At 31.7% G+C, this 22,233-nt stretch carries 24 protein-coding genes; 22 read left to right on the forward strand and 2 right to left on the reverse strand.

All coding sequences use genetic code 11. The features are described from left to right. Positions 1-30 precede the first annotated feature (30 nt). The 10 genes from COE53_RS08385 (at position 31) to COE53_RS08430 (ending at position 8,865) form a co-directional block, all read left to right on the forward strand. Positions 31-1,101 (forward strand): GerAB/ArcD/ProY family transporter, encoded by a 1,071-nt coding sequence (locus COE53_RS08385; protein WP_091023843.1) that lies wholly within the window; start codon positions 31-33, stop codon positions 1,099-1,101. Next, complete coding sequence (locus tag COE53_RS08390; RefSeq protein ID WP_091023840.1) at positions 1,098-2,564, forward strand: spore germination protein; 1,467 nt, start codon at positions 1,098-1,100, stop codon at positions 2,562-2,564. The genes COE53_RS08385 and COE53_RS08390 overlap by 4 nt, the downstream gene beginning before the upstream one ends. A gap of 8 nt (positions 2,565-2,572) precedes the next feature. Then, positions 2,573-3,694, forward strand: a complete 1,122-nt coding sequence (locus COE53_RS08395) for a Ger(x)C family spore germination protein (protein ID WP_091023837.1) — start codon at positions 2,573-2,575, stop codon at positions 3,692-3,694. 110 nt (positions 3,695-3,804) lie between these two features. Further along, the gene (locus COE53_RS08400; protein ID WP_286143814.1) at positions 3,805-4,524 is read left to right on the forward strand and encodes a hypothetical protein; all 720 of its coding nucleotides are present in this window, start codon (positions 3,805-3,807) and stop codon (positions 4,522-4,524) included. Positions 4,525-4,565: 41 nt separating this feature from the next. Continuing rightward, a complete protein-coding gene (gene cobU, locus COE53_RS08405; RefSeq protein WP_218962881.1) occupies positions 4,566-5,132 on the forward strand; it encodes a bifunctional adenosylcobinamide kinase/adenosylcobinamide-phosphate guanylyltransferase in 567 nt (188 codons plus the stop codon). A 10-nt stretch (positions 5,133-5,142) separates the two neighbouring features. Further along, positions 5,143-5,883 carry an adenosylcobinamide-GDP ribazoletransferase gene (gene cobS, locus COE53_RS08410; protein ID WP_098947775.1) on the forward strand — a complete coding sequence of 247 codons (741 nt, stop codon included), beginning with the start codon at positions 5,143-5,145 and terminating at the stop codon, positions 5,881-5,883. Continuing rightward, a complete protein-coding gene (locus COE53_RS08415) occupies positions 5,880-6,479 on the forward strand; it encodes a histidine phosphatase family protein (protein WP_069032810.1) in 600 nt (199 codons plus the stop codon). The genes cobS and COE53_RS08415 overlap by 4 nt, the downstream gene beginning before the upstream one ends. Positions 6,480-6,493: 14 nt before the next feature. Continuing rightward, entirely contained in the window at positions 6,494-6,991 is a 498-nt protein-coding gene (locus COE53_RS08420) for an ECF transporter S component (RefSeq protein ID WP_180242402.1), read from the forward strand. Continuing rightward, the gene (locus COE53_RS08425; protein WP_098947779.1) at positions 6,972-7,742 is read left to right on the forward strand and encodes a hypothetical protein; all 771 of its coding nucleotides are present in this window, start codon (positions 6,972-6,974) and stop codon (positions 7,740-7,742) included. The genes COE53_RS08420 and COE53_RS08425 overlap by 20 nt, the downstream gene beginning before the upstream one ends. A 34-nt stretch (positions 7,743-7,776) precedes the next feature. Beyond that, the gene (locus COE53_RS08430) at positions 7,777-8,865 is read left to right on the forward strand and encodes a DNA alkylation repair protein (RefSeq protein ID WP_098947781.1); all 1,089 of its coding nucleotides are present in this window, start codon (positions 7,777-7,779) and stop codon (positions 8,863-8,865) included. Positions 8,866-8,921: 56 nt separating this feature from the next. On the opposite strand, the gene COE53_RS08435 is transcribed toward COE53_RS08430, so the two are convergent. Together COE53_RS08435 and COE53_RS08440 are read right to left on the reverse strand one after the other, a co-directional pair. After that, positions 8,922-9,794: a hypothetical protein gene (locus COE53_RS08435; RefSeq protein WP_091023826.1), complete on the reverse strand. Its 873-nt coding sequence runs from the start codon at positions 9,792-9,794 to the stop codon at positions 8,922-8,924. A gap of 386 nt (positions 9,795-10,180) precedes the next feature. Beyond that, positions 10,181-11,431: an MFS transporter gene (locus COE53_RS08440; protein WP_098947783.1), complete on the reverse strand. Its 1,251-nt coding sequence runs from the start codon at positions 11,429-11,431 to the stop codon at positions 10,181-10,183. Between the two features lie 494 nt (positions 11,432-11,925). Between COE53_RS08440 and COE53_RS08445 the strand changes: the two genes are divergently transcribed. The 12 genes from COE53_RS08445 to COE53_RS08500 all read left to right on the forward strand — a co-directional run bounded on the left by COE53_RS08445 (position 11,926) and on the right by COE53_RS08500 (position 22,181). Continuing rightward, positions 11,926-12,300: a hypothetical protein gene (locus COE53_RS08445; RefSeq protein WP_091023823.1), complete on the forward strand. Its 375-nt coding sequence runs from the start codon at positions 11,926-11,928 to the stop codon at positions 12,298-12,300. A 493-nt stretch (positions 12,301-12,793) separates the two neighbouring features. Continuing rightward, positions 12,794-13,672 (forward strand): LysR family transcriptional regulator, encoded by an 879-nt coding sequence (locus COE53_RS08450; protein ID WP_091023995.1) that lies wholly within the window; start codon positions 12,794-12,796, stop codon positions 13,670-13,672. Between the two features lie 258 nt (positions 13,673-13,930). Beyond that, complete coding sequence (gene ssuE / locus COE53_RS08455) at positions 13,931-14,476, forward strand: NADPH-dependent FMN reductase (protein ID WP_091023822.1); 546 nt, start codon at positions 13,931-13,933, stop codon at positions 14,474-14,476. Between the two features lie 29 nt (positions 14,477-14,505). Then, positions 14,506-15,321: a transporter substrate-binding domain-containing protein gene (locus tag COE53_RS08460; RefSeq protein ID WP_069032819.1), complete on the forward strand. Its 816-nt coding sequence runs from the start codon at positions 14,506-14,508 to the stop codon at positions 15,319-15,321. A gap of 25 nt (positions 15,322-15,346) precedes the next feature. After that, positions 15,347-16,129 (forward strand): amino acid ABC transporter permease, encoded by a 783-nt coding sequence (locus tag COE53_RS08465; RefSeq protein WP_069032820.1) that lies wholly within the window; start codon positions 15,347-15,349, stop codon positions 16,127-16,129. Beyond that, positions 16,126-16,836 carry an amino acid ABC transporter permease gene (locus tag COE53_RS08470; RefSeq protein ID WP_025569198.1) on the forward strand — a complete coding sequence of 237 codons (711 nt, stop codon included), beginning with the start codon at positions 16,126-16,128 and terminating at the stop codon, positions 16,834-16,836. The genes COE53_RS08465 and COE53_RS08470 overlap by 4 nt, the downstream gene beginning before the upstream one ends. Beyond that, entirely contained in the window at positions 16,833-17,585 is a 753-nt protein-coding gene (locus tag COE53_RS08475; protein WP_025569200.1) for an amino acid ABC transporter ATP-binding protein, read from the forward strand. Before COE53_RS08470 ends, COE53_RS08475 begins: the two co-directional genes overlap by 4 nt. A gap of 18 nt (positions 17,586-17,603) precedes the next feature. Then, on the forward strand, positions 17,604-18,614 hold the full coding sequence (locus COE53_RS08480) for an LLM class flavin-dependent oxidoreductase (protein ID WP_091023818.1): 1,011 nt from the start codon (positions 17,604-17,606) through the stop codon (positions 18,612-18,614). A gap of 24 nt (positions 18,615-18,638) precedes the next feature. Next, entirely contained in the window at positions 18,639-19,805 is a 1,167-nt protein-coding gene (locus tag COE53_RS08485; RefSeq protein ID WP_098947785.1) for an amidohydrolase, read from the forward strand. 10 nt (positions 19,806-19,815) lie between these two features. Next, positions 19,816-20,289, forward strand: coding sequence for a DinB family protein (locus COE53_RS08490; protein ID WP_098947787.1), 474 nt, complete (start codon positions 19,816-19,818; stop codon positions 20,287-20,289). A gap of 15 nt (positions 20,290-20,304) precedes the next feature. After that, entirely contained in the window at positions 20,305-20,838 is a 534-nt protein-coding gene (locus COE53_RS08495) for a GNAT family N-acetyltransferase (RefSeq protein WP_098947789.1), read from the forward strand. A 14-nt stretch (positions 20,839-20,852) separates the two neighbouring features. Continuing rightward, a complete protein-coding gene (locus tag COE53_RS08500) occupies positions 20,853-22,181 on the forward strand; it encodes an LLM class flavin-dependent oxidoreductase (RefSeq protein ID WP_098947791.1) in 1,329 nt (442 codons plus the stop codon). Positions 22,182-22,233 lie beyond the last annotated feature (52 nt).

Below are 22,233 nucleotides of genomic sequence, written 5' to 3' on the forward strand. Positions count from 1 at the left end.
AATGAATAAGGAGTTATAGGGAGATTGTTTATGAATAAAAAGTTAATTCATTCAGTTCATATCTATGTATTACTCATCATGTCAACAGGATTTATGCTACATGTATTTATCATTCCAAGTATATTGACATCTTCACATCGAGATTCATGGGTAACAACAGTTACTAGCGTAATCCCATTTATGATTTGGATTGCTTTAGTTTTCTATTTATATAAAAAGTTTAAAAATGAAGACATTTTATCTGTCATGTTTAAAGTATTTTATAAACCAATTTCTTACTTATTATCGATCATTTTCGTCATTTACTTTTTAATGACTGCTTTTATAACTTTTCGCTTTACTCTTATTTGGGCTTATACAAACTATACTCAAGACATTCCCTTGTTCGTTGTCGTGTTTTTAATTTCTGTTATATGTTTCTACGCCGCATATACTGGTATTCGTTCGATTTGTACAATCGCTTTTATCATATTACCAATCGTTAGCTTGTTTGGATTTACTGTCGGAATGGGGAATGTAAAGAATAAAAATTACGCTTTATTATTTCCTATATTTGAACATGGATATCATGATTTTTTTCATGGTTTTATTTATTCGTGCTCAGGTTTTTTTGAAATCATTTTTATTTTATTTTTAAACTCATATTTGAAAGACAAAGTTAAATCAAAATGGTTATTCCTGGTTGGCCTAATCTTATTAATGTTAATTTTAGGTCCACTTACAGGAGCTATAATGGAATTTGGACCGCATGAAGCAGAAAAAATGAGAAATCCAGTTTATGAACAATGGAAGCTACTAACTTTAGGAGAAAATATTACTAGACTAGATTTTTTATCGATTTTTCAGTGGCTGTCTGGAGCTTTTATTCGAATTAGTTTAAATCTATTTCTTGCAAACCATATTATTAATTATACTGGGCGAAAAAAATGGAGTTTACCAGTCCTTTCACTTATTTTACTAGTTGGGGCAATGATTCCTTGGAATGCAACTTCCTTTACTAATTTTTTACAAAATTATTTTTTCAAATTTAATTTATGTTTTTTACTTTGTATGATGTTCATTTTATTAATCATGTCAAAATTAAAAGGTGATTCAGCATGAAAAAAGAATCAACTAGAACGGATCAACATGATTTATTAGTGTTTCTTGAATCTTTTAATCATTCATCAGATATAGCTTTTAGAACAAAAAAATTCAAAGATGGCGAAAAATTGCATGTTGTAGTTATAATGTTTTGTCCAAATTTGATTGATATTCAATATAGTAACAAAATTATTACCGACATTTTTGATATGATACATAAGGAAGATCAATTCAACTTTGAGTTACTAAGTAATATTGTAGAAGCTAAAAAGTTAAGATCCGAAGTTAATATAAAGTCAGAAGTGGAAGAAAATCTATTTTCAGGTAATCTAGTCATTTTTAATTCTTACTACAATGAGATTTTCTTTATTCCTGTGGCGAATCCACCTAAAAGAGCTCCAGAAGAATCAAATTTGGAAAATTCGATTCGTGGACCAAGAGACGGTTTTGTTGAAAACGTTTCTGATAATATGGCATTAATTCGTCAAAGACTGAAGACTTCGACTTTAAAGAGTATAGAGTTTAATATCGGTGTACGGAGTAGGACGAAGGTATTGCTAGTTTATATTGAAGATATTATAAATCCAGCAATTCTATCGGAAGTAAAAAAACGGCTAAGTTCAATAGAAAAAGATGTGGTTGTTAGTAGTTATGAAATAGAAGAGGCATTATATGACCAGCCATTCTCTATTTTTCCACTTCTTGATAATATTGGTAGACCTGATTTCGTTGTTCAATCCTTAAATCAGGGTAGGTTTGCGGTACTTGTTGACGGTAATCCAACATGTTTAATCGGTCCCACCAATTTAAACCAACTTGTTTATTCGCCCGAAGATATACATACGAGTTTTTATTTTGTCAATGTGGTTCGCTATCTTAGAATAATTGCGATGTTAACGACAATATTTTTACCAGGATTCTATATTGCATTGGTGACCTATCATATGGATCAATTACCATATCCTTTTCTCGCTACGGTCGCGATGTCTAGAAATGGATTACCGTTTTCAACACCACTTGAAGCTTATTTAATGCTAACATTTTTTGAATTATTTAAAGAAGCAGGTATACGTTTACCCAAGGCAGTGGGACAAACAGTAGCGGTATTAGGTGGATTATTTATAGGTGATGCTGCAATTCGTGCAGGACTAACTTCTCCAGCTATGCTTGTAATTGTGGCACTTACTGTTATTTCTGGTTATACATTAATCAATCAAAATATTGCAGGTAATATAGTATTCCTTCGCTTTTTTATTTTATTTTTATCATCAACATTAGGATTAATTGGCTATTTTACAGGCTTTTTTCTACTTATTACAATGATGGTTTCATTAGAAAGTATAGGGCAACCATATATCACACTATTTTCGGTACCAAGTATTTCAGACTTTTTTAGTGTATTGATTAAAATTCCACAAGAATATAAGAAAAAGCGAAATCAATCACTCCATCCAGTAGATATAGACCGTCAGAAGGAGTGACGAATAGAATGAAAAAATTACTAATCTTTCTATTGATGTTCTCTCAATTATTCATATTAACAGGTTGCTGGGGTGACCGGACGATAATCGATCAAACATTGATTACAGGTTTTGGAATTGATTTTAAAGATAATCAGTATATTGTAACGGTACAAGCACTTAACTTTTCAAATATTGCAAAACAAGAAGGAGGAGCAGTACAAGTCCCAGCACCTCCATTAATAGGGCAAGCAAAAGGAAAAACGATTCAGTCAGCATTCAATATTATAGAGGAACGGTCACCCATCCCGTTATACTATGGTCATGTCAGTAGTATTATTTTAAGTAAATCAGTAATTGAAAATAAGATGAATGAAGTCAATTCGTTTATTAGTGGACGTCCTCTATTAAGATATACAGTGTGGATTTATGGAACAGAAAGAAATATAAAAGATATTTTCGCAAGCCAAAGTTTTTTCAATTTACCATTTTTATATACTGTCGTAGATAATCCAGATGAAAGAAGTAGAGGTAGTTTGATTTTACTTAGCCTAAAGTTTCATCAATTTATCTCAAGATATACTCAACCAGTCGGAACAATTTTAATCCCATTATTAGATATTGATGAACAGGTTTTTAAAGAAAAAAAAGAAGAAAATGATAAAGTGGCTTTTATAAATGGTGCCTTTGCCATATCCCAGAAAAAATTTAAAGGTCAATTAACGTTAAAAGATTTAAATTCACTTAATTATATGAAGCAAGAAAATTACAGTACGACTCTTTTGCTTAAGAAAGACAAAGTTAATTTAGAAGTCAGAAACTCTAAAGGGTCAGTTAAAGTTATCAAGGGTGGTAAAAAGCCAAAATATATTATCAAAGTAAAGACAGAAGTAGCAATTTCTCAAAATGAGAATCTTTTAAGTAACAAAGAAATTAGTTCTAAAGCGAATAAAAAGATAAAAAATGAAATATTAAAAACGATTAAGAAGGGGGAAGAGCTCCAAGCAGATCTTCTTAATATTTCAGAAAAGCCGTACCGTTTTAATCGACATGATTGGACTATTAAAGCTATGAACGATGTAAATATGGATTCAATCAAAGATATTAAAGTACATGTACGTATATTAGGAAGTAAGGCCTATAAACGATGAAAGAGTATAAAAAAGAAGGTTGATTTTTATCGTTAAACCTCCTTTTTTATACTCATTTTTATTCAAAAATGAATTATGATAGAAAGGAACTGAATAAAAGGAGAAGGGCTATGAATGAAAGAGTAAAAGATATTTGGTTTCCAGGTCGTTGGTTAGGTGGGTTCTCTCTAATAGTAGGCCCGATTTTTATGCTTATAGGTGTTATTTTAAGAAGTAAGTTTCATTTCTTCTTCCCTGACCAGCTAGAAGCATATAAAGCTCATCCAACTTTATTATTTTTTTCTTATAGTTTCTTTATTGCTGGGAACGTTTTATTGTGGCCAGCAGTAATTTCACTTTGTAAATTAATCAGTATTAAGAAGCCAAATTGGGCAGTATGGGGAGGAAGTTTTGCGATATTTGGACTTTTTGCTCGTACTTTTCATGCTGGGGTTGACCATCTAGCTTTTCAAATGGTTCGAATTTTAGGTGTGGACACGACAACAAAAGTTATGGAGCAAACTTATGGAGCGTTTCATATATTCCATAGTTTTTCTCCTCTGATCATGTTTGGCTGGATTATTTTAGCAATTGGCTCATATCGCGCTAAAGTGTTAGGGTTAATTCGTTCCGTAATGTTAGGACTTATGAGTTCATTACCATTAGGCGTACTAAAAGGTACAACTCCATTCTCGATTTTAGCTACATTGGCACTTTGTATTGCACTTGTACCACTAGGCATAAGAGTTTTAAAAGATGGTCCGAGACCTAGTTTTAAGAAAATAATTAGGTCAGTTATATTAATGCTCATTTTATTAGTTGGTTTATTTGTAATTGGAGAGTTAGGTTAAATAGACCTAGATATTAAGATCTCAAAAAAGGAGTGAAGAGAGTGATTCTTGTAATTGGTGGAGCTCGTAGTGGAAAGAGTTCCTATGCAGAAAGACGAGTAAAAGAGTTACCAACAAACGCAAATGACGTAGTTTATATTGCGACTGCCATACCATTTGACGGAGATATGAATGAAAGAATTAAAAGACATCAAGATGATCGTCCGATTGAATGGCATACTGTTGAACGATATAAACAATTTAATCAGTTAAAAATGAATGAAGCATTTTTACAATCTAAGTATGTTATTTTAGATTGCATGACAGTTATGATTACAAATTTAATGTTTGATCATTATACTGATATTGATTATGAAACAATTAATAATGAGCAAATAAATAAACTAGAAATAGATATAGAAAATGAAGTGCACCAGTTGGTAAACGTTTGTGATCAGCAAGGTAAGACATTGATAGTTGTATCCAATGAGGTAGGTTATGGACTTGTTCCATCTTATCGATTAGGAAGGATTTTTAGAGATATTGCTGGGCGTATCAATCAAAAAATTGCGTCAAGAGCAGAAGAAGTTATACTCGTTACAGCTGGTATACCATTAAGAATAAAGTAGGAGTACCAATATGAATCGGTTTAAAATGATCCTCAGTTTTTTTTCAACGATCCCTGTTAAAAATTATGTATTTATCGAAACCGAACTAGGAAAAGGAATTAGATTGTTCCCATTAGTAGGTGTGTTATTTGGTTTAATACTTGTTAGTTTGAATAGTGGAATTTCACTGATATTGGACAAAGAAGCCAATGCATTTCTTATTCTATTAGTTTATTTATTCTTAACGGGAGGATTACATTTTGATGGAGTAGCTGACACTTCAGATGGAATTTTTAGTTATAGTCCAAAAGAAAGAATACTAGAAATTATGAAAGATAGTCGCATTGGCGCATTTGGGGTAATTTCCTTAATTGTTTTATTTTTAGGAGATTGGTTATTTTTATCAAAAAGTACTACATTTGTTATTTTTTTATTTCCGATTATTGGAAGATGCATTGCTTTATTTACATGCAGAATCAGTACATATGCTAGAAATGAAGGATTTGGAAGCCAATTTATAATCGAAGCCAAAAAATCTAATTCATTATTTGTTCTAATTGTCTATCTATTACTTATTTGTGTAGGCAGTATTTTAATCAATGAAATAGCCATTATTTTTGCTGTATGTGTCACGTTTATTTTTATTACTTTTGTAACGAAAAGAATCAATCAGAAACTAGATGGCATTACAGGGGATGTAATTGGATTTACAATTGAAGTTTCTCAATTATGCTTTTTAATTTTTGCGGTTATAGGTGAGAGATTAATATGAGAATATTTTTAATTAGACATACAGAAAGCATTGGAAATAGAAAAAAGGTTTATGCAGGTTTGACTGATTTTGATTTAACAGAAAAAGGTTTAAGTCAAATAGATAGTGTGATAACCCAGTTTATGAAAATGATTGAGCCTACTTCACGCTATACTTTGTATTCTAGTCCACTTCGTAGATGCACTTTATTAAGTGATGCGATTGAAGGTTTAATAGGAGAATCGAAAATAGTTGATTATCGGTTACAAGAGACAAATTTTGGGCAATTTGAAGGGAAAACATATTCTGATCTTTTAAATGAAGTGCCTGAAGTTTTAGAAAAGTGGAATGAAGATTTGATTCATTTTCAAATTCCGAACGGGGAAAGCTTAAAGCAGTGTGCAGAAAGAGTTAATAAATTTAGTCATGACATTAGATCAAAAAACGAAGATGTAATAGTTGTATCACATGGAGGAATTATGAAGCTACTACTCTTAAATTTACTTCATTTAGATTTAAGTCATTTCTGGAAATTTTATACGAGTAATGGATGTATTATTGAAATTGAGTATAATGATGGTTTTGGATTTTTAAAAAATATCATTCAACTAAATTAAGAGGATGGAGAAACTTGAACACAAAAAGAATTGTTTTACTTTCATTATTTATCGCATTAAGTGCAGTACTATCTAATATAAAAATAGTCTATTCTATTGCATTTGATTCATTGCCGGCTTTTCTAGCTGCTATGATGATTTCACCAATTGCAGGCGGGATTGTAGGGGCACTAGGTCATCTTCTAACAGCAATTACGTCAGGATTTCCATTTACAGTACCAGTGCATCTATTTATCGCAATACAAATGCTTGTGATTGTTTGGATTTTTGGCGTATTATTTAAAAAAATGAATCAATACATCGCAATGGTCGTAGCAATTATTTTAAATGGTGCGGTGGCAACTTTATTAAGTGGTCTATTAATTGCTTATTTGAATCACTCGTTTACGGCAAAGACTATTAGTAGTTTTTTTATCTTAATGGTTGTGCCATTGACTTTAGCTTCAGCGGCAAATATTGTTTTAGCATTTATACTTCAAAAGGTGATGAAACGTGCAAATTTCAAAATATAGAGATTTAACTTTAATGCATATAGATGGGAATCGTTATTTTACCATTGCTTGTGATAGCTGCGGTGGAATAGGGATGAGTGAGCTTGATTTCATAAAAGTTGATGAAGAAATTGTAGGGTATTTAACGGCAAAATTATGTTTAGTTGAAACATTAGCATTTCGAGCTAAGCCTACTGTTTTAATTAATACTTTATGTGTAGAAATGAACGGAAGAGGTAAGAGAATAATAAACGGGATTGAAAAAGCGATTAAAGAATACAATGAAGCTAATTTTTATGATGACTACTTAGAAATAAATATTACTGGAAGTACAGAAGAAAATATCCCAACTAAACAAACAGGTTTAGGAATTACTTTAATGGGAGAAATATATAATCCGTTTAATAGAAAAGAAGTAATTTTAGGGGATATTGTCATTTTAATTGGTTATCCAAAAGTAGGAAATGAAGTTTTAGAGGATTTAAATGAAAATAAAAACGAAATCATTAATTTTAATTCATTAAAGCAATTAACAAATTGCGAAGATGTATCAGATCTATTACCTATCGGTTCAAAAGGCGTTCAATATGAATTGAATCAGTTGATGGAAACACATAATATCAATATAAAATTAGTGAATCAATCTAGTATCCCACTACATAAATCGGCAGGTCCCGCGACATGTGCTCTAGCAATTATTAAAAAAGATGTGTTTGAGGGATTAAAAAGGCAAATCTCACAGCCAATCACTTTATTAGGTGAGATAGATTAATGTATCGATTGAAATAAAAATATGGAGAATTAATATGGCAGACGCATTAAAAGATCTATATAACTACGAGTTAATTTCAAAAATTGCAAATGAGATCAGTAATGTTTATACAGATTTTAATCGTGAAACATTTGTGGATAAGGTTTTCGATGAAAGTTGGACAGAAAAAACATTAAAGGAAAGAATGAGACATATTACGATTTGTTTGGGGGAGACACTTCCAAACAAATTTGAAAAATCAATAGAGATTTTAAGTAGTATATTAGATAAATTTCCAAGGGGCCAATTAAGTAGTATTATTTTTCCTGATTATGTTGAAGTGTACGGGTTAGATCATTGGGAAAAATCAATAGAAGCCCTAGAAATATTTACACAGCACTCAACAGCAGAATTTGCTGTTAGACCGTTCATTGTACAAGACCAAGAACGAATGATGACGCAAATGATAAAATGGTCTACTCATCCAAACGAACATGTAAGAAGACTTGCAAGTGAAGGATGTCGTCCAAAGTTACCATGGGGGATGGTTCTAAAAAGTCTAAAAAAAGACCCAACTCCAATTCTTCCTATACTAGAAAATTTAAAAGAAGACGAGTCATTATATGTACGCAAAAGTGTAGCGAATAATTTAAACGATATTTCAAAAGATCACCCAACTTTAGTATTAAAGATTGCGAAAGAATGGTACGGTAAAAATCCACATACTAATTGGATTATAAAGCACGCATGTAGAACCCTATTAAAAAAGGGTAATATAGAAGCTTTGACAATTTTTGGATTCCAAACGACTAAAGCAATCCATATAGACCAATTCCAATTACAATCAGACAAGATCGAAATTGGTGGAGACTTGAACTTTTCATTTACGATTCATAGTAACGAACCGACCACTACAAAACTTAGAATCGAATTCGCAATTGATTATGTAAAGTCAAAAGGTAACCGTACAAGAAAAATCTTTAAAATATCCGAAAACACAATAGAAAATGACAAAACATTATCATATAACAAAACACACTCATTCAAAAACTTATCAACAAGAAAGCACTACCCAGGCCAACATAGCATCACAATACTGATCAATGGAGTGGAAAGTGGAACTTATGACTTTACAGTAAGCTAAAAAAGAGATTCCAATCTTTTTGGAATCTCTTTTTTTAAATGAATCTTTTCTGCCATTTAACCCTGTCTCTTGTGCATCATCACATCTTCAGTTAATGGAGTAAAGCCAAGTTTTTCTTGTAATACACTTTTAGGAATTTGTGATTTAGTAATCGTAACTGCTTTAACTTTTCGATTGTTGTTTTCATTATGGATGATCGACATTATATCATAAAAATAAGGTATAGCAGCATCAGTATAAGCTACAGCTAATATTTCTGAATAACCAGTATCTGGTCGTATTGTCATACCGAAATAAGCAATGACTTGATTTTCAAGCTTACATTCAACTGCATAGTCGAATTCAATTGAGCTATAATACTCATTCATCATGGCAACTTGTTCATTTGTAAGAATTTGTTGCTTCATTTTTAAATCTTTCCAAACATTAAATTGAAATTGATCTTTTATCTCATACGAAAATCCAGGAATACTGTGAATTGTTTTTATAAGAAGTGGATAATGAGCACCAACTATTTGTGTACGATTGGTAATGTTGAAGCCTTTTGATAAGAAATAATCTATTTGTTTTGACCACTGTACTCTAAATCGCTGTGCAAATAATTTTCCACCGTATTCTTCACTAACAGCAAATTGATAAACTCTTTCAAACAATTCATCCCGCACAGTATCCTCATACTCAGGTAATACCCATGGATAGCCTAATGAAACAAACTCTCCTTTACCAGAGAAACTCATATAACCGACAAGCTGATCCCCGTCAAAAGCAAAGCATCTAGATTTTTCATTAAACTCAGATTGTTGTTCAAATAATTTTGGAGATAAAGTTGGTTTCCAAGCATATGGTAGAGATTCGGTCATCTTATTCCAAAAATCATACTGCAAATCAAGATCTGTTGGACTCTCATAAAAACGATAATCTATAGTCATATCAATATCCTTTCCTAAATCGTACTAATTTTATAGTATCAAATTAATTTGGATTTGAATCTTTAAGAATAGCCAATTTTACTAAAAAATAACAGTAACTTCTAATAGTGTTAATTTAATAAATATCACATTAATTAAAGTATGATTTTATAGTCATTCTGTTGCCTATAAAAAGAGCATTGATTAAAATGAATAATTTTAATAAAACGATATTTGTAAGTAATGTACAGTTTTGAAGGCTTGATTAAAAGGTGTAATTAATTTTTTGAAAAGTGCAAATAAATCATGCTTATCATATTTTTAATAATAAAGAAGATAATTGAAATAAAGTGGTTTTAAAGCCATAAATAAAGGAGTTCAATATTTTGAACTCCTTTAGATTTATTCTAGAGAGATATTTTATTTTGCTTATAATCTAATTGTTTTGGATGTGCCATTTTATAGGCCATCACGCCAAATAATACTCCCGCCAATCCTCTGAAAATCGTTGAAATAATCATAGCAATATTCATACTGAATGATTCAAGTAAAAAAACACCAAATTGTGGAGCGACGAAGGCAACGATTGAAAGTAGGAAATTATAATTAGCAATATAAGAAGTTCGATGTTCTTCTTCAGTAGCTTCTAATAAGCTATTAAATAATATTAATACGGTACCAGATACAAAAAATCCTGATGTAAAGTTTACGATAAATAAGTATACATAATTTGTTGAAAAAATATTTAAAATAGGTGCAGATGCCATTCCGATTGAAATCCAAATTAATAATTGAGTATTACTATAACGATTTGCCATCTTTGCCCACCAACGAAAGCTAACGATTTGTGAAAGTTGGTTGCTTACAGTAAATAAACTAATCCAAAAAGCAGTTGCATGAGCAAATCTTATTTGATAAATCGAAAATAAAGACCATGCCATTTGCCACGCGAAGTTAAAAAATAGAGCACAAATTAAAAATGTTATATAGGGTTTATACTGAAAGAGATGTTTTGAAAAAGGAGAATAATGATTCGAAATTTCAATTTTTTGCTTCTCCTCTTTATGTTTCAATATATAAAAGAACTCAATCATTCCGAATATAAATGCAAATAAAAAAAGTAATTGATATGGAAGGGCACTTTTTGGGCTAATGGACTTCATACATATTCCTGCTACAAGCGTTACAATCATACCCGTAAAGGTTAGTATTCTATTTCGATTGCCAAAAAATGTGTTCCGACGATCAGCTGGAATTAAATCACCAATAAATGCTTGCCAGCTTAAATTTAGAAATGTGCCAGGGAAATTCATTAATGCAATTAAAATAACAAAAAACCATGCGATATGCTCTGATTTAATAAATGGAAGAAAAACCATTATTAATAGAAAAAAACGTGTAAAGAAAATAGAGTAGGCAGTGAACTTTCTTTTTTCTTCTAACTTATTAACCATAAAAGCAGCTGGGAGCATTGCGGCCATTCCGACAATTGAAGGTAAGGAAGAAATTAAACCAACTTGATAATTGGTAGCACCTAAAATTGCAATAGCAAACAATATAAAATAGTTATTTGATAAACTAATTGCGATTGTAGATGCAGCTCCATTTTTAATGCTTTGGGTTTCATTGTGTAGCACATCTTGTTTACTGTAAATCAACTGACGTTCCTTCTTCCTTTTTTAATTTCATAATTTAGATAAAAAATTCTATTTTAAATTTTTAAATAATTCATTAGAACAATAGCATATTTATTCATTAAATTCTATGTTTTAGAACTAAGTTTAAATGTAAAATAATGGCTTTATTTTGAATGGGAATTTCCATAAATTAGCTATTTATTTCAGAGTTTAAAAATTGCAATTTATAATTATTTTTAATAAACTAGAATAATCTGTCTGATGTAATAAGAATCATATTTTAAACATATTAAATATTGGAAAGAACATTTTTTAATAGTTAAGCCATACTAATATTAGAATTGACGTAAAAATAATTTAATTATTTCATCGTCAATTTTTTATTGCACTTTATGAAATATAATCTGGCGTAGTAGGCAATTCACTACGTCTCTAGACTTCGCCTAAAAAGGCTGGTCAATCGAAGTTTTCTTTATTTTACATAATTATGAATATACGGCAAGGAGAAGAGACATATGTTTTCACCAGTTTACAAAGTAAATGATGATGGAGAAATTTACTTAAGTACAAAAGGTTTTTCAGTAACCTACGACCAATTTAAAGAGGATGAACAAGGGAACGCGTATGTAATCGTAAAAAGCGATGAAGAACCTCTAATTAGAGTAAAACTACTTCTACATAATATTGGTAATGCAAAAACACCAGAATTAGAAGTAAAAAACAAATCTGGATTAGGTCAGGTGGAAATAAGATTACTTCAAGTAAAAATTAAAAAATTCAAAAATGGATGGGGAGCAAAAATTCCTTTATCAAATGGAGAAGTGACGATTAAAGGTGATATACCTAAACACGTCAAGATCCAAGTAGTACGAAAAGTTAAATTATCGTAATTTTTTATTTAATAATAACTAATGATTTAGAGTTCCACTATTATTTTTGTACTTATTTTGTTTATACGTTTATTATTTTAAAAAACTGATTTATCGACTAGTAGCGGGTTATTTAAATTAAAGTATAATCTTCGTTCTATCAGTCCAAAATTGAAATTATATTAATAAAACAATGATTCTATGCTAAAAGCCTGAGTTCTATATAAGAACTTGGGTTTTCTTTTAATCATCTTAAATAGTTTTATATAATTTTGTAAAATAAACTTTCATTTTAGAAAAATGTATAATCAACTATTTAGAATGTAGTAAATAAAAAAGGATTTTATGAAGCTTCAAAGAATATTTAAAGATTAAAATATAAAAATAATATTTTCTAATAGACTTCCTTAATGATAATTTTTTAAAAAAATAAGTAGTAAGATTAAATCCCAAATTGAATAAAGATGAATAGTTAATGTATATAACTAAACTGTTATTTAAGGATGTGAAAGAAATTAATATTGAAAATATAGAAGCGTTCATCCATGTAATTCACTATGGTAGCTTTAACAAAGCTGCAGAATCACTTTTTCTATCACAACCAACTGTTACAGCTAGAATTCAATCTTTAGAAAGAGAATTAAATTGCCAGCTTTTTCACCGTTCCGGTAAACAAGTTAATATAACAGAAGAGGGGAAGCGCTTCTTACCGTATGCTCAACAATTAGTTCATATTTACGAAAAAGGGAAGATGCACGTTAATCAAAAAAAATCACACAATAATGAATTGAAAATTGGCTGCACTGTTTCGGTTTCAAACTATGTTATTTCAGAAGTTTTGCCAAAACTTTCGGTAAGAAATGAAGATTTACATTATAAAGTTATTACGGGTAAGAGTGATGAATTAATTAGTAAAGTGTTAAATAATGAAATTGATATAGGTTTTGTTCGGAAAACTAGTCACCCTAGCTTACAATCAATTAAATTATTTGAAGATCCAATTACGCTTTATGTTTATAAAGACCATCCGTTTATTTCAAAAAAATCGATCACAATTCAAGATATCGCTCAGGAAAATCTTATTTTCTTTGAATGCGGTTCATTAGATTGGCTTAGAATTCATCGTTTATTTGAAAATCTAGAGGCTCCTCCAAATATTAGGATTCATACTGATAGTTCGGAGATGGCAAAAAAACTTATTATAGAACAATTTGGAATTGCTTTCTTGCCTAGTATCAGTGTGAAAAAAGAAGCTAAAGAAGGAATACTATTTCCAATACATATTGAAGAAACAAAGGGAATTTTTCTGCAAACAAATATTTTCTGTAATCGTGGAGAGTATACAGATTTAATGAATGAAATAGTTGAATTAAGCAAAGAGTTGGTGAAATAGCCAACTCTTTTTTCTTTTTTAACAAGCTAAAAATATAACCAAATATAAGAATTTGGGGGTATCCTCAATTGACAATCAACTAGATTGTGCTTAAGGGATCAATAAAATTAATGAGCTAATTCAAATATTTAATAAAACGATAGAAAAGTTCTATTGGAAATTACGTTGACTAAATATTCTGTCAGTGATAAAGTTTATAACAATTAATTCCTAGTTAACCTATAAGGAATGTTGGTTTTTTAAAAAGGGGGGAACACGTTGAAGGATATTGTCATTATCTCTGCTAGCTCATCACCAAACTCAAGATTGAATGGCATACTCCAATTTGTAAAAGAAAAGTGGACTAATGAAGGTATTAAAGTATGCCAAGTAAATATTGGGGATTTGCCAACAGAAGCTTTAATTAAGAGCGATTTTAGTAATGAAGAAATTAAAGAAGCCCTTAATAAAATTGAGAATTCGATCGGGGTTGTTATTGCAGGACCAGTCTATAAGGCCTCCTATTCAGGTTTATTAAAAATATTTTTAGACTTAATTCCTCAGAATGGCTTGAAAAATAAAGTTGTCCTTCCTGTCTTCATCGGTGGTACAATTGCCCATTTACTCAGTTTAGATTATGCATTAAAACCAGTTCTCTCTGTTCTTGGGGGAAATCATTTTGTTACTGGTGTTTATGCAATTGATGATTGGGTAATAAGAGATTATCAAAATTATTTTTCATTATCTAATGAATTAACAGAGAGATTAAATAAAGCAGCTGAAGAATTATCAGAAGAGTTAATTTGGCTAGCAGTAAGACCCTAAAAAAATTATTCAGAAATGAGGAAATGGGAATGAAAAAGTTTGTGATTACACTTGTATCCTTGGCAGTCGTAGTTTTAATCATTACATTTGCTTTAAAAAATAAAGATAAAGAGGCAGCAACAGCTACTGATTCAAAAGTTCAAAGAATTGTTGTAGGTACTGGTACACAATTTCCAAATGTGTGCTTTATCGATAAAGATGGAAATTTAACTGGTTTTGATGTTGAACTTGTAAAAGAAATTGATAAAAGATTGCCAGAATACAAGTTTGATTTAAAAACATATGAATTTTCGAGCTTATTGTTAAGTCTAGAAACTAAGAAAATAGATTTTGTTGCTCATGAAATTGAAAAAAATCCAGAGAGGGAAGAGAAGTATTTATTTAACAAAGAAGCTTATGCGCATTGGAAAAATAAAATCGTTGTTGCAAAAGGGAATAATTCAATTCAATCAATTGATGACTTAAAAGGCAAAAAGGTATTAACATCCGCTACAAGTGCAGAAGCACAAATTCTTGAAAACTATAATAAAGAGCATAATAACGCTATTAAAATTGTTTATCAGAATGGTGGAGCAAATGATACTGTACAGCAAATTACTTCAGGACGTGTAGATGCTACAGTTGCTGCAGATTTTACCTTATCTTTGATTGATCCAAAAGGTGAATTGAAAACAGTAGGGTCAGCTTTGACTGAGGCTGATGTATTATTTGCCTTTAGAAAAAATGATACAAAAGATCAAAAATTAGCAGATGCTATTGACGAAGCACTATTAAAAATAAAAGCAGATGGAACACTTGCTAACTTAAGCAAAAAGTGGTTAGGTGCTGATTTTACAGAAAATTAAAGCTAAAACCAAAGGGTGAGAAGGAATGGGTGCTGATTTTAAAGCTGGATTGATCTTTGAATATTTTATTAAATTACTACCTTTTATAAAGATTTCGTTAATCATTGTAGGGAGTTCTATTTTAGTAGGGTTAGGTTTTGGCTTACTTGTAGCCTTACCTAGAATGTATAAGGTACCAATTTTTCAAAGAATCTCGCAAATATATGTTTCATTTTTTAGGGGAACTCCAATTTTAATTCAATTATTTTTAATTTATTATGGCGTACCTGAGCTATTAAAACTAGTAGAAGTAGATGTTAGTAGAATTGATGTTTTATATTTTGTCATTTTAACATACGGATTACACAGTGCGGCTTTTATTTCAGAAGGTATTCGTGCATCAGTTAGTGCTGTAGATAGAGGGCAAATTGAAGCAGCTTATTCTGTTGGAATGGACGGATATCAGGCTTTTAAGAGAATCATAGCACCACAAGCATTCGCTATATGGATCCCTATTTTAGGAAACTTATTAATAGGAACACTAAAAGATACATCATTAGCATTTACTCTCGGGGTAATAGAGTTAACAGGGCAATCACAAACATTAGGTTTACTAAATCGTCATTTTATTGAATCCTATCTTGCACTTGCTCTCGTTTATTTTATTTTAAGTGCCTTTCTTGAAAAAGGATTTATCTTATTAGAAAACCGGTTTGGAAAATATGAAAGAACAAGTGTTGAAAAGAAAGAAAAAACTTTTAAAATCCGTAACTTATTTGGAAAAATGAATCGGGATGTCGTTGCTGTGAAAGAAGGTACGAGATTATGAAACTAGATTTCTCATTTATTTGGGAGGCATTTATACAAATACTACCTGCAATTCCAACTACACTGTTCATAACTTTTTTGTCAGTCCTTATTGGGTTTGTAATAGGAACTTATACGGCTATTGTTCGTATTTATAAGGTTCCAATATTAAGTCAGGCAGCATCTAGTTACGTTACGATTATTCGAGGAACACCGATGATTACACACTTGTTAATTATTTATTATTCAATCTCAATGCTTTTAGATTCACTTTCTAAACATTATCATTTTGCTTTTAATTCATCATCAATTCCTATGACAGCTTTTGCAATTATTTCCTTTTCTATTACAGCAGGTGCGTATTTATCTGAAGTGGTTAGAGCTGGAATTACAAATATCGATCGAGGACAAATTGAAGCTGCTTATTCGGTTGGTATGACAACAACACAAGCACTAAGAAGAATTGTATTTCCACAAGCCTTCGCTGTAAGTTTACCAAATTTATCAAATACATTTATTGGAATGCTGCATGGATCAACTTTGGCATTTATTGTTTCTGTTGTAGATATAAACGCAAAGGCACAAATTGTAGCTTCTACAAATTGGAAGTTTTTTGAGGCATATATTGCAGCAGCACTAATATTCTGGGGAATTACATTAGTCATTGAAAGAATGACGAGTTTATTAGAGAAGAGATTTAGCGTCTTTAGTCGAGGGGGAGTGAAATGATTACTTTAACGAATGTAACAAAGTCCTTTGGAAAAAATCATGTCTTAAAAGGTATAGATTTAACTGTTAATAAAGGCGAAGTCGTCGCAATTCTAGGTCCTAGTGGATCAGGAAAAACAACTTTACTTCGTTGTATAAATTATTTAGAAAAACCAAATAAAGGAAAAATTACAATAGACGATTTTAAAGTAGATTTTAGTCAAGCTTCAAAAACCGAAATTCTTTCATTGCGCCAGAAAACAGCTATGGTATTCCAACAATTTAACTTATTTAAAAATAAAACAGTAGTTGAAAATGTAATGGAAGGATTAGTAGTAGCTAAAAAATGGTCCAAGGAAGCAGCATACAAAAAAAGCGCTGAATTACTTGAGAAAGTAGGCTTAGGAAACAAGTTAGATTCTTACCCTCTACAGTTATCCGGCGGACAGCAACAAAGAGTTGGAATTGCTCGGGCGCTTGCTTTAAATCCAGAGGTCATTTTATTCGACGAACCAACCTCTGCTTTAGATCCTGAATTAGTAGGTGAAGTACTAGCGATTATACGAAAAATAGCAAAAGAAGGAATTACAATGATTATCGTCACACATGAAATGGCATTTGCTAGGGATGTTGCTAATCATGTTGTGTTTATGGACGGCGGCATAATTGTTGAAGAAGGGAATCCAAAGACTATCTTTCAATCACCTAAAGAAGAAAGAACAATTCAGTTTTTAAAACGATTTTCAGAGGAAGACATGTACTATATTTAAAAAAATGGAGGAAAGAATATGGGACTTAAATATGGATTCTTAGATCAAAGTATTATTTTTCCTGGTCAAACTGCAAATGAAGTACTTATAAACACTATAAATCTAGCAAAAGAAGCTGAAAGATTAGGATTTAATCGATTTTGGGTATCAGAGCACCACAATTCACAAGGAATTGCTGGATCATCTCCAGAAGTGCTTGTTTCACATATTCTTGCTAAAACTGAACGAATTTCTGTTGGTTCAGGTGGGGTAATGTTACAGCATTATAGTCCGTATAAAGTAGCAGAAAACTTTAATGTATTAGCTAATTTGTCACCAAGTAGAGTAGAACTTGGCATAGGAAGAGCACCGGGCGGATTTCCAAAATCTAGCCAAGAACTCCAAAAAAGCTTGAAAGAACCTCAATCTCTTGAAGAGAAAATTGATGAACTAGAAAATTTTTTATATCAGGATGCATCAGAAGTAAGTTCGTTTGATTCTTTACATGCTTCTCCATTACCACAGATTAGAGTTCCGCTATTTTTATTAGGAACAAGTGTATCAAGTGCTAAATTTGCGGCTAAAAAGGGCTATCCATATGCATTTGCATTATTCATAAATAATGACCCAGTGGCAGCAAAGGAAGCAATCAAGGCTTATAATAATTCCTTTAATCATCAAAGTGGTAGAAAACCAAAGTTTATTATAGCCTTGTCTACGATTGTAACTGAAACGAAAGAGGAAGCACTAAAATTATCAGATCAATTACAAACTGTGCGAGTTACATTAGGGAATGGGCAAATTGTAAATGTCGGCACGCTTGAGCAAGCAGAGATTTACGCTAAACAAGCTGGCCAAACCTATACTACAGAAGTTCGAGAGGCAGACGTTCTTAAGGGAACAAAAGAAACTTTTCAAAAAAGGGTTTTTGAATATCAAAATGAATTCGGTATTGATGAATTTATTTTTACATCATTAATTCCAGATTTTGAAAGAAGAGTTCGCTCACTTCAATTAATTAAAGAGGCTTTTACAGAAATAACAGTTTGACTTAACAGTTTAGGAGTTGAAGCCATGAAATTTGAAATATCTGATGCGCTACTTGAAAAGCTAATTCAAATAAGAAGGAGTTTACATGCAATTCCAGAGTTAGCGTTTGAAGAATATGAAACAACAGCGACACTTGTTCAACTTTTAACAGAGTATAACATACAAATCCTAACTTTACCGTTAAAAACTGGTCTTGTTGCAGAAATCGGTGATGATCGCAAAGGTCCTACAATCGCAATTAGGGCAGACATTGATGCACTTCCAATTCAGGAGGAAACAGGATTACCTTTTTCATCAAAAAATCCGAATAAGATGCACGCTTGTGGACATGATTTTCATACAGTTGCAATCTTAGGTACAGCCATTTTATTGAAGGAAATTGAGAGTGAGCTGCCGGGAAAAGTACAGATTATATTTCAACCTGCAGAAGAAATTGGAAAAGGTGCATTAGAAATTATTAAAACAAATGTATTAAAGGATACAAAAGTGATTATTGGTATGCATAATAAACCTGATTTAACAGTTGGAACCATTGGGATAAAATCAGGTCCTTTAATGGCAGCTGCTGACGGATTTACTGTTGAAATAAATGGGAAATCGAGCCATGCAGCGGTACCGGAGGCTGGGCTAGATTCAATTCTTACTGCATCCCATATTGTTACGTCGCTTCAATCGATTGTGAGCCGTAATATTAGTCCACTTGAAAATGCAGTTGTAAGTGTAACAAAATTCTATAGTGGGAAAGCATCAAATGTGATCGCTGACAAAGCGGTTTTTAGTGGGACGGTTCGTACTTTTAAGAATGAAGTCAGACAGACCATTCAAAATCGATTAAATGAAATTAGTAAGTCTGTTGGTGTTGCTTTTAAAACAGATGTTCATACAAATTGGAATCCTGGTCCACCCCCTGTTGTTAATGATGAAAAATTAGCTCGAATTGCAAGAGATGTAGCAACTAAACAAGACTTACGTGTAATTGAACCGTCTGTATCTGCAGCAAGTGAAGATTTTTCCTATTATTTAGAAGAGATTCCAGGTTTATTCGTATTTTTTGGAACTTCAGGAAAATATGAGTGGCATCATCCTAAATTTGATCTTGATGAAAAAGCAATCCCGTTAAGTATAAGATTTTTTACAGATTTTTCTATCACAATACTGAATGAACTTTCAAAAAGTGTAGTCAAAATATAGGAGGACATACATGAGTACTTTATCAATTGAAATAAGTGAATTTAATCAACTTTATGATTTACTATCGCAAAAAACTTTCAATCTTTCAAAAGAGAAACTGCATTGGAAGAAAAATGAAAGATCGTGGAGTATTTTAGAAGTGCTAACTCATTTAGTAGATCATGCATTTGTAGTGAACTTTCGACTAAGGGAAGTTTTAGCTGGATCAAGTGTTCAATTACCTGCTTTTAATCAAGATAAATGGATTGCAGGGCAATATGCAAACGACGGAAATATTGTAGAAGTACTAGAAACATATCGTGTTATTTTATATTACAATAGTCAATTGCTTAAAAGACTAACAAGTGATGATTGGAAGAAGAGCGGAATAAACCCTCAAAATGCAATCGTTACAGTTGAAGACATAATTAAATCTTTTATTTCACATGTTCATCTTCATTTAAAACAAATACAACGTATTTTGTATGAATACAGCTTAGTTTAATTGAGGAGGTAGGCTATGTCTTCAAATCGCTTAATTATTAGAGAGTCCCAACCAAATGAAATAGATAATATAAAAAAAGTGTTAATCGATGCGTATGAACAATATGCTTCTATTCTTTCAAAAGAACAATGGGAAAACTATAAAAATAGTATTATTGATGCAACTGATAACAGCCACACTAAGACAAAGCTTGTTGCGACTGTCGATAATGTTCTATTAGGAGCATGTTTTATCTATGACTCTGCCGAAAAAGCATATGGATTACCTGAGTTAGAGATTAATTATCCTATTATTCGATTAATAGGTGTTTCCCCTAAAGCAAGAGGATTAGGGATTGCAACAGAATTAATAAAAGCAAGCTGCAATCTGTCATTAGAGTGGGGATCGGATCGCATTGTTCTTCACACATCAGATATGATGAAATCTGCTATTAGTTTATATGAAAAAATAGGGTTTCAACGAGCTAAACAATATGAGTTTATGAATGGAGATATACTTGTTAAAAGCTATGAACTAAATATTAAAGATACTGCAATATTATTGAATTAATGGAGGGGAAAAAAATGACAGAAAGAAAAAAACTAAAGCTTGGGGCACTAGTGCATGGAGTAGGAGGCAGTATGTCTGGCTGGCGTCATCCAGAGGTTCAAACGGATGCAAGTGTAAATTTTTCCTATTACCAAGAGCAAGTGAAACTTGCCGAGAATGGAAAATTTGATTTAGTTTTTATTGCAGATGGATTATATATAACAGAAAAATCGATTCCACATTTTTTAAATCGCTTTGAGCCAATTACCATTTTATCTGCATTAGCAGGAGTAACAAAGAATATTGGTTTAGTCGGCACGCTCTCAACTACCTATAGTGAACCATTTACTGTAGCGAGACAATTCATGTCAATTGATCATATAAGTAATGGGCGTGCAGGATGGAATTTAGTTACTTCTCCACTTGAAGGCTCTGCTAAAAACTATAGTCGAAATGGTCACCCTTCACATGATAATCGATATAAAATTGCAGAAGAGCACTTAGAAATAACTAGAGGTCTATGGGATTCTTGGGAAGATGACGCGTTTGTTCGAGATAAAGAATCAGGTGTATTTTTTGATCCGAAAAAGCTACACAGATTAAATTATGAAGGGAAGTATTTTCAAGTAGAAGGTCCTCTTAATATCGGACGCTCTAAACAAGGTCAACCAGTTGTTTTTCAAGCTGGATCTTCAGAAAGTGGTAAGGAATTAGCTGCTAAAGCAGCTGACGCAGTGTTTACTGGTCATGATAATATAGAAGAAGCTAGGCAATTTTATAAAGATGTAAAGGATCGTGCAGTAGCATACGGCAGATCAAAAGATGATATTGTGATATTCCCTGGAATTGCTCCTATAGTTGGCCGTACGGAAGAAGAGGCAGAGCAAAAGTATTTAGATCTTGTTAATCTAACTAGTATTGAAAATGCCTTGGATTATTTAGGTCGATTTTTTGAGCACCATGACTTTTCTCAATATCCATTAGATGAGCCATTCCCAGACATCGGTGATTTAGGGAAAAATAGTTTTAGAAGTAATACTGATAAGATCAAGAAAGAAGCAAAAGAGAAAGGGCTAACACTTAGACAGGTAGCATTACAGGCTGCTACTCCTAGAAGTGCATTTATTGGCACACCTGAAAAAATTGCTAATCTAATTCAAGAGTGGTATGAACAAGAAGCGGCAGACGGTCTAATGATCTATTCTACAATTCCAAGCGCATTAAAAGATTTCACTGAACAAGTCATTCCACTATTACAAGAAAGAGGAATCTATCGCAAAGAGTACGAATCTTCTACTTTGAGAGGTAATTTAGGCTTACAAATACCTAAAAATCGACATATTGCTAGTCTAGTTAAAAACTAACTTCTTAAAATTTGGAATCACCATAAAGGTGGTTCTTTTTTTACTATATGCT

Source organism: Bacillus sp. AFS029533, assembly GCF_002585125.1.
Lineage (GTDB): Bacteria > Bacillota > Bacilli > Bacillales > Bacillaceae_G > Gottfriedia > Gottfriedia luciferensis_B.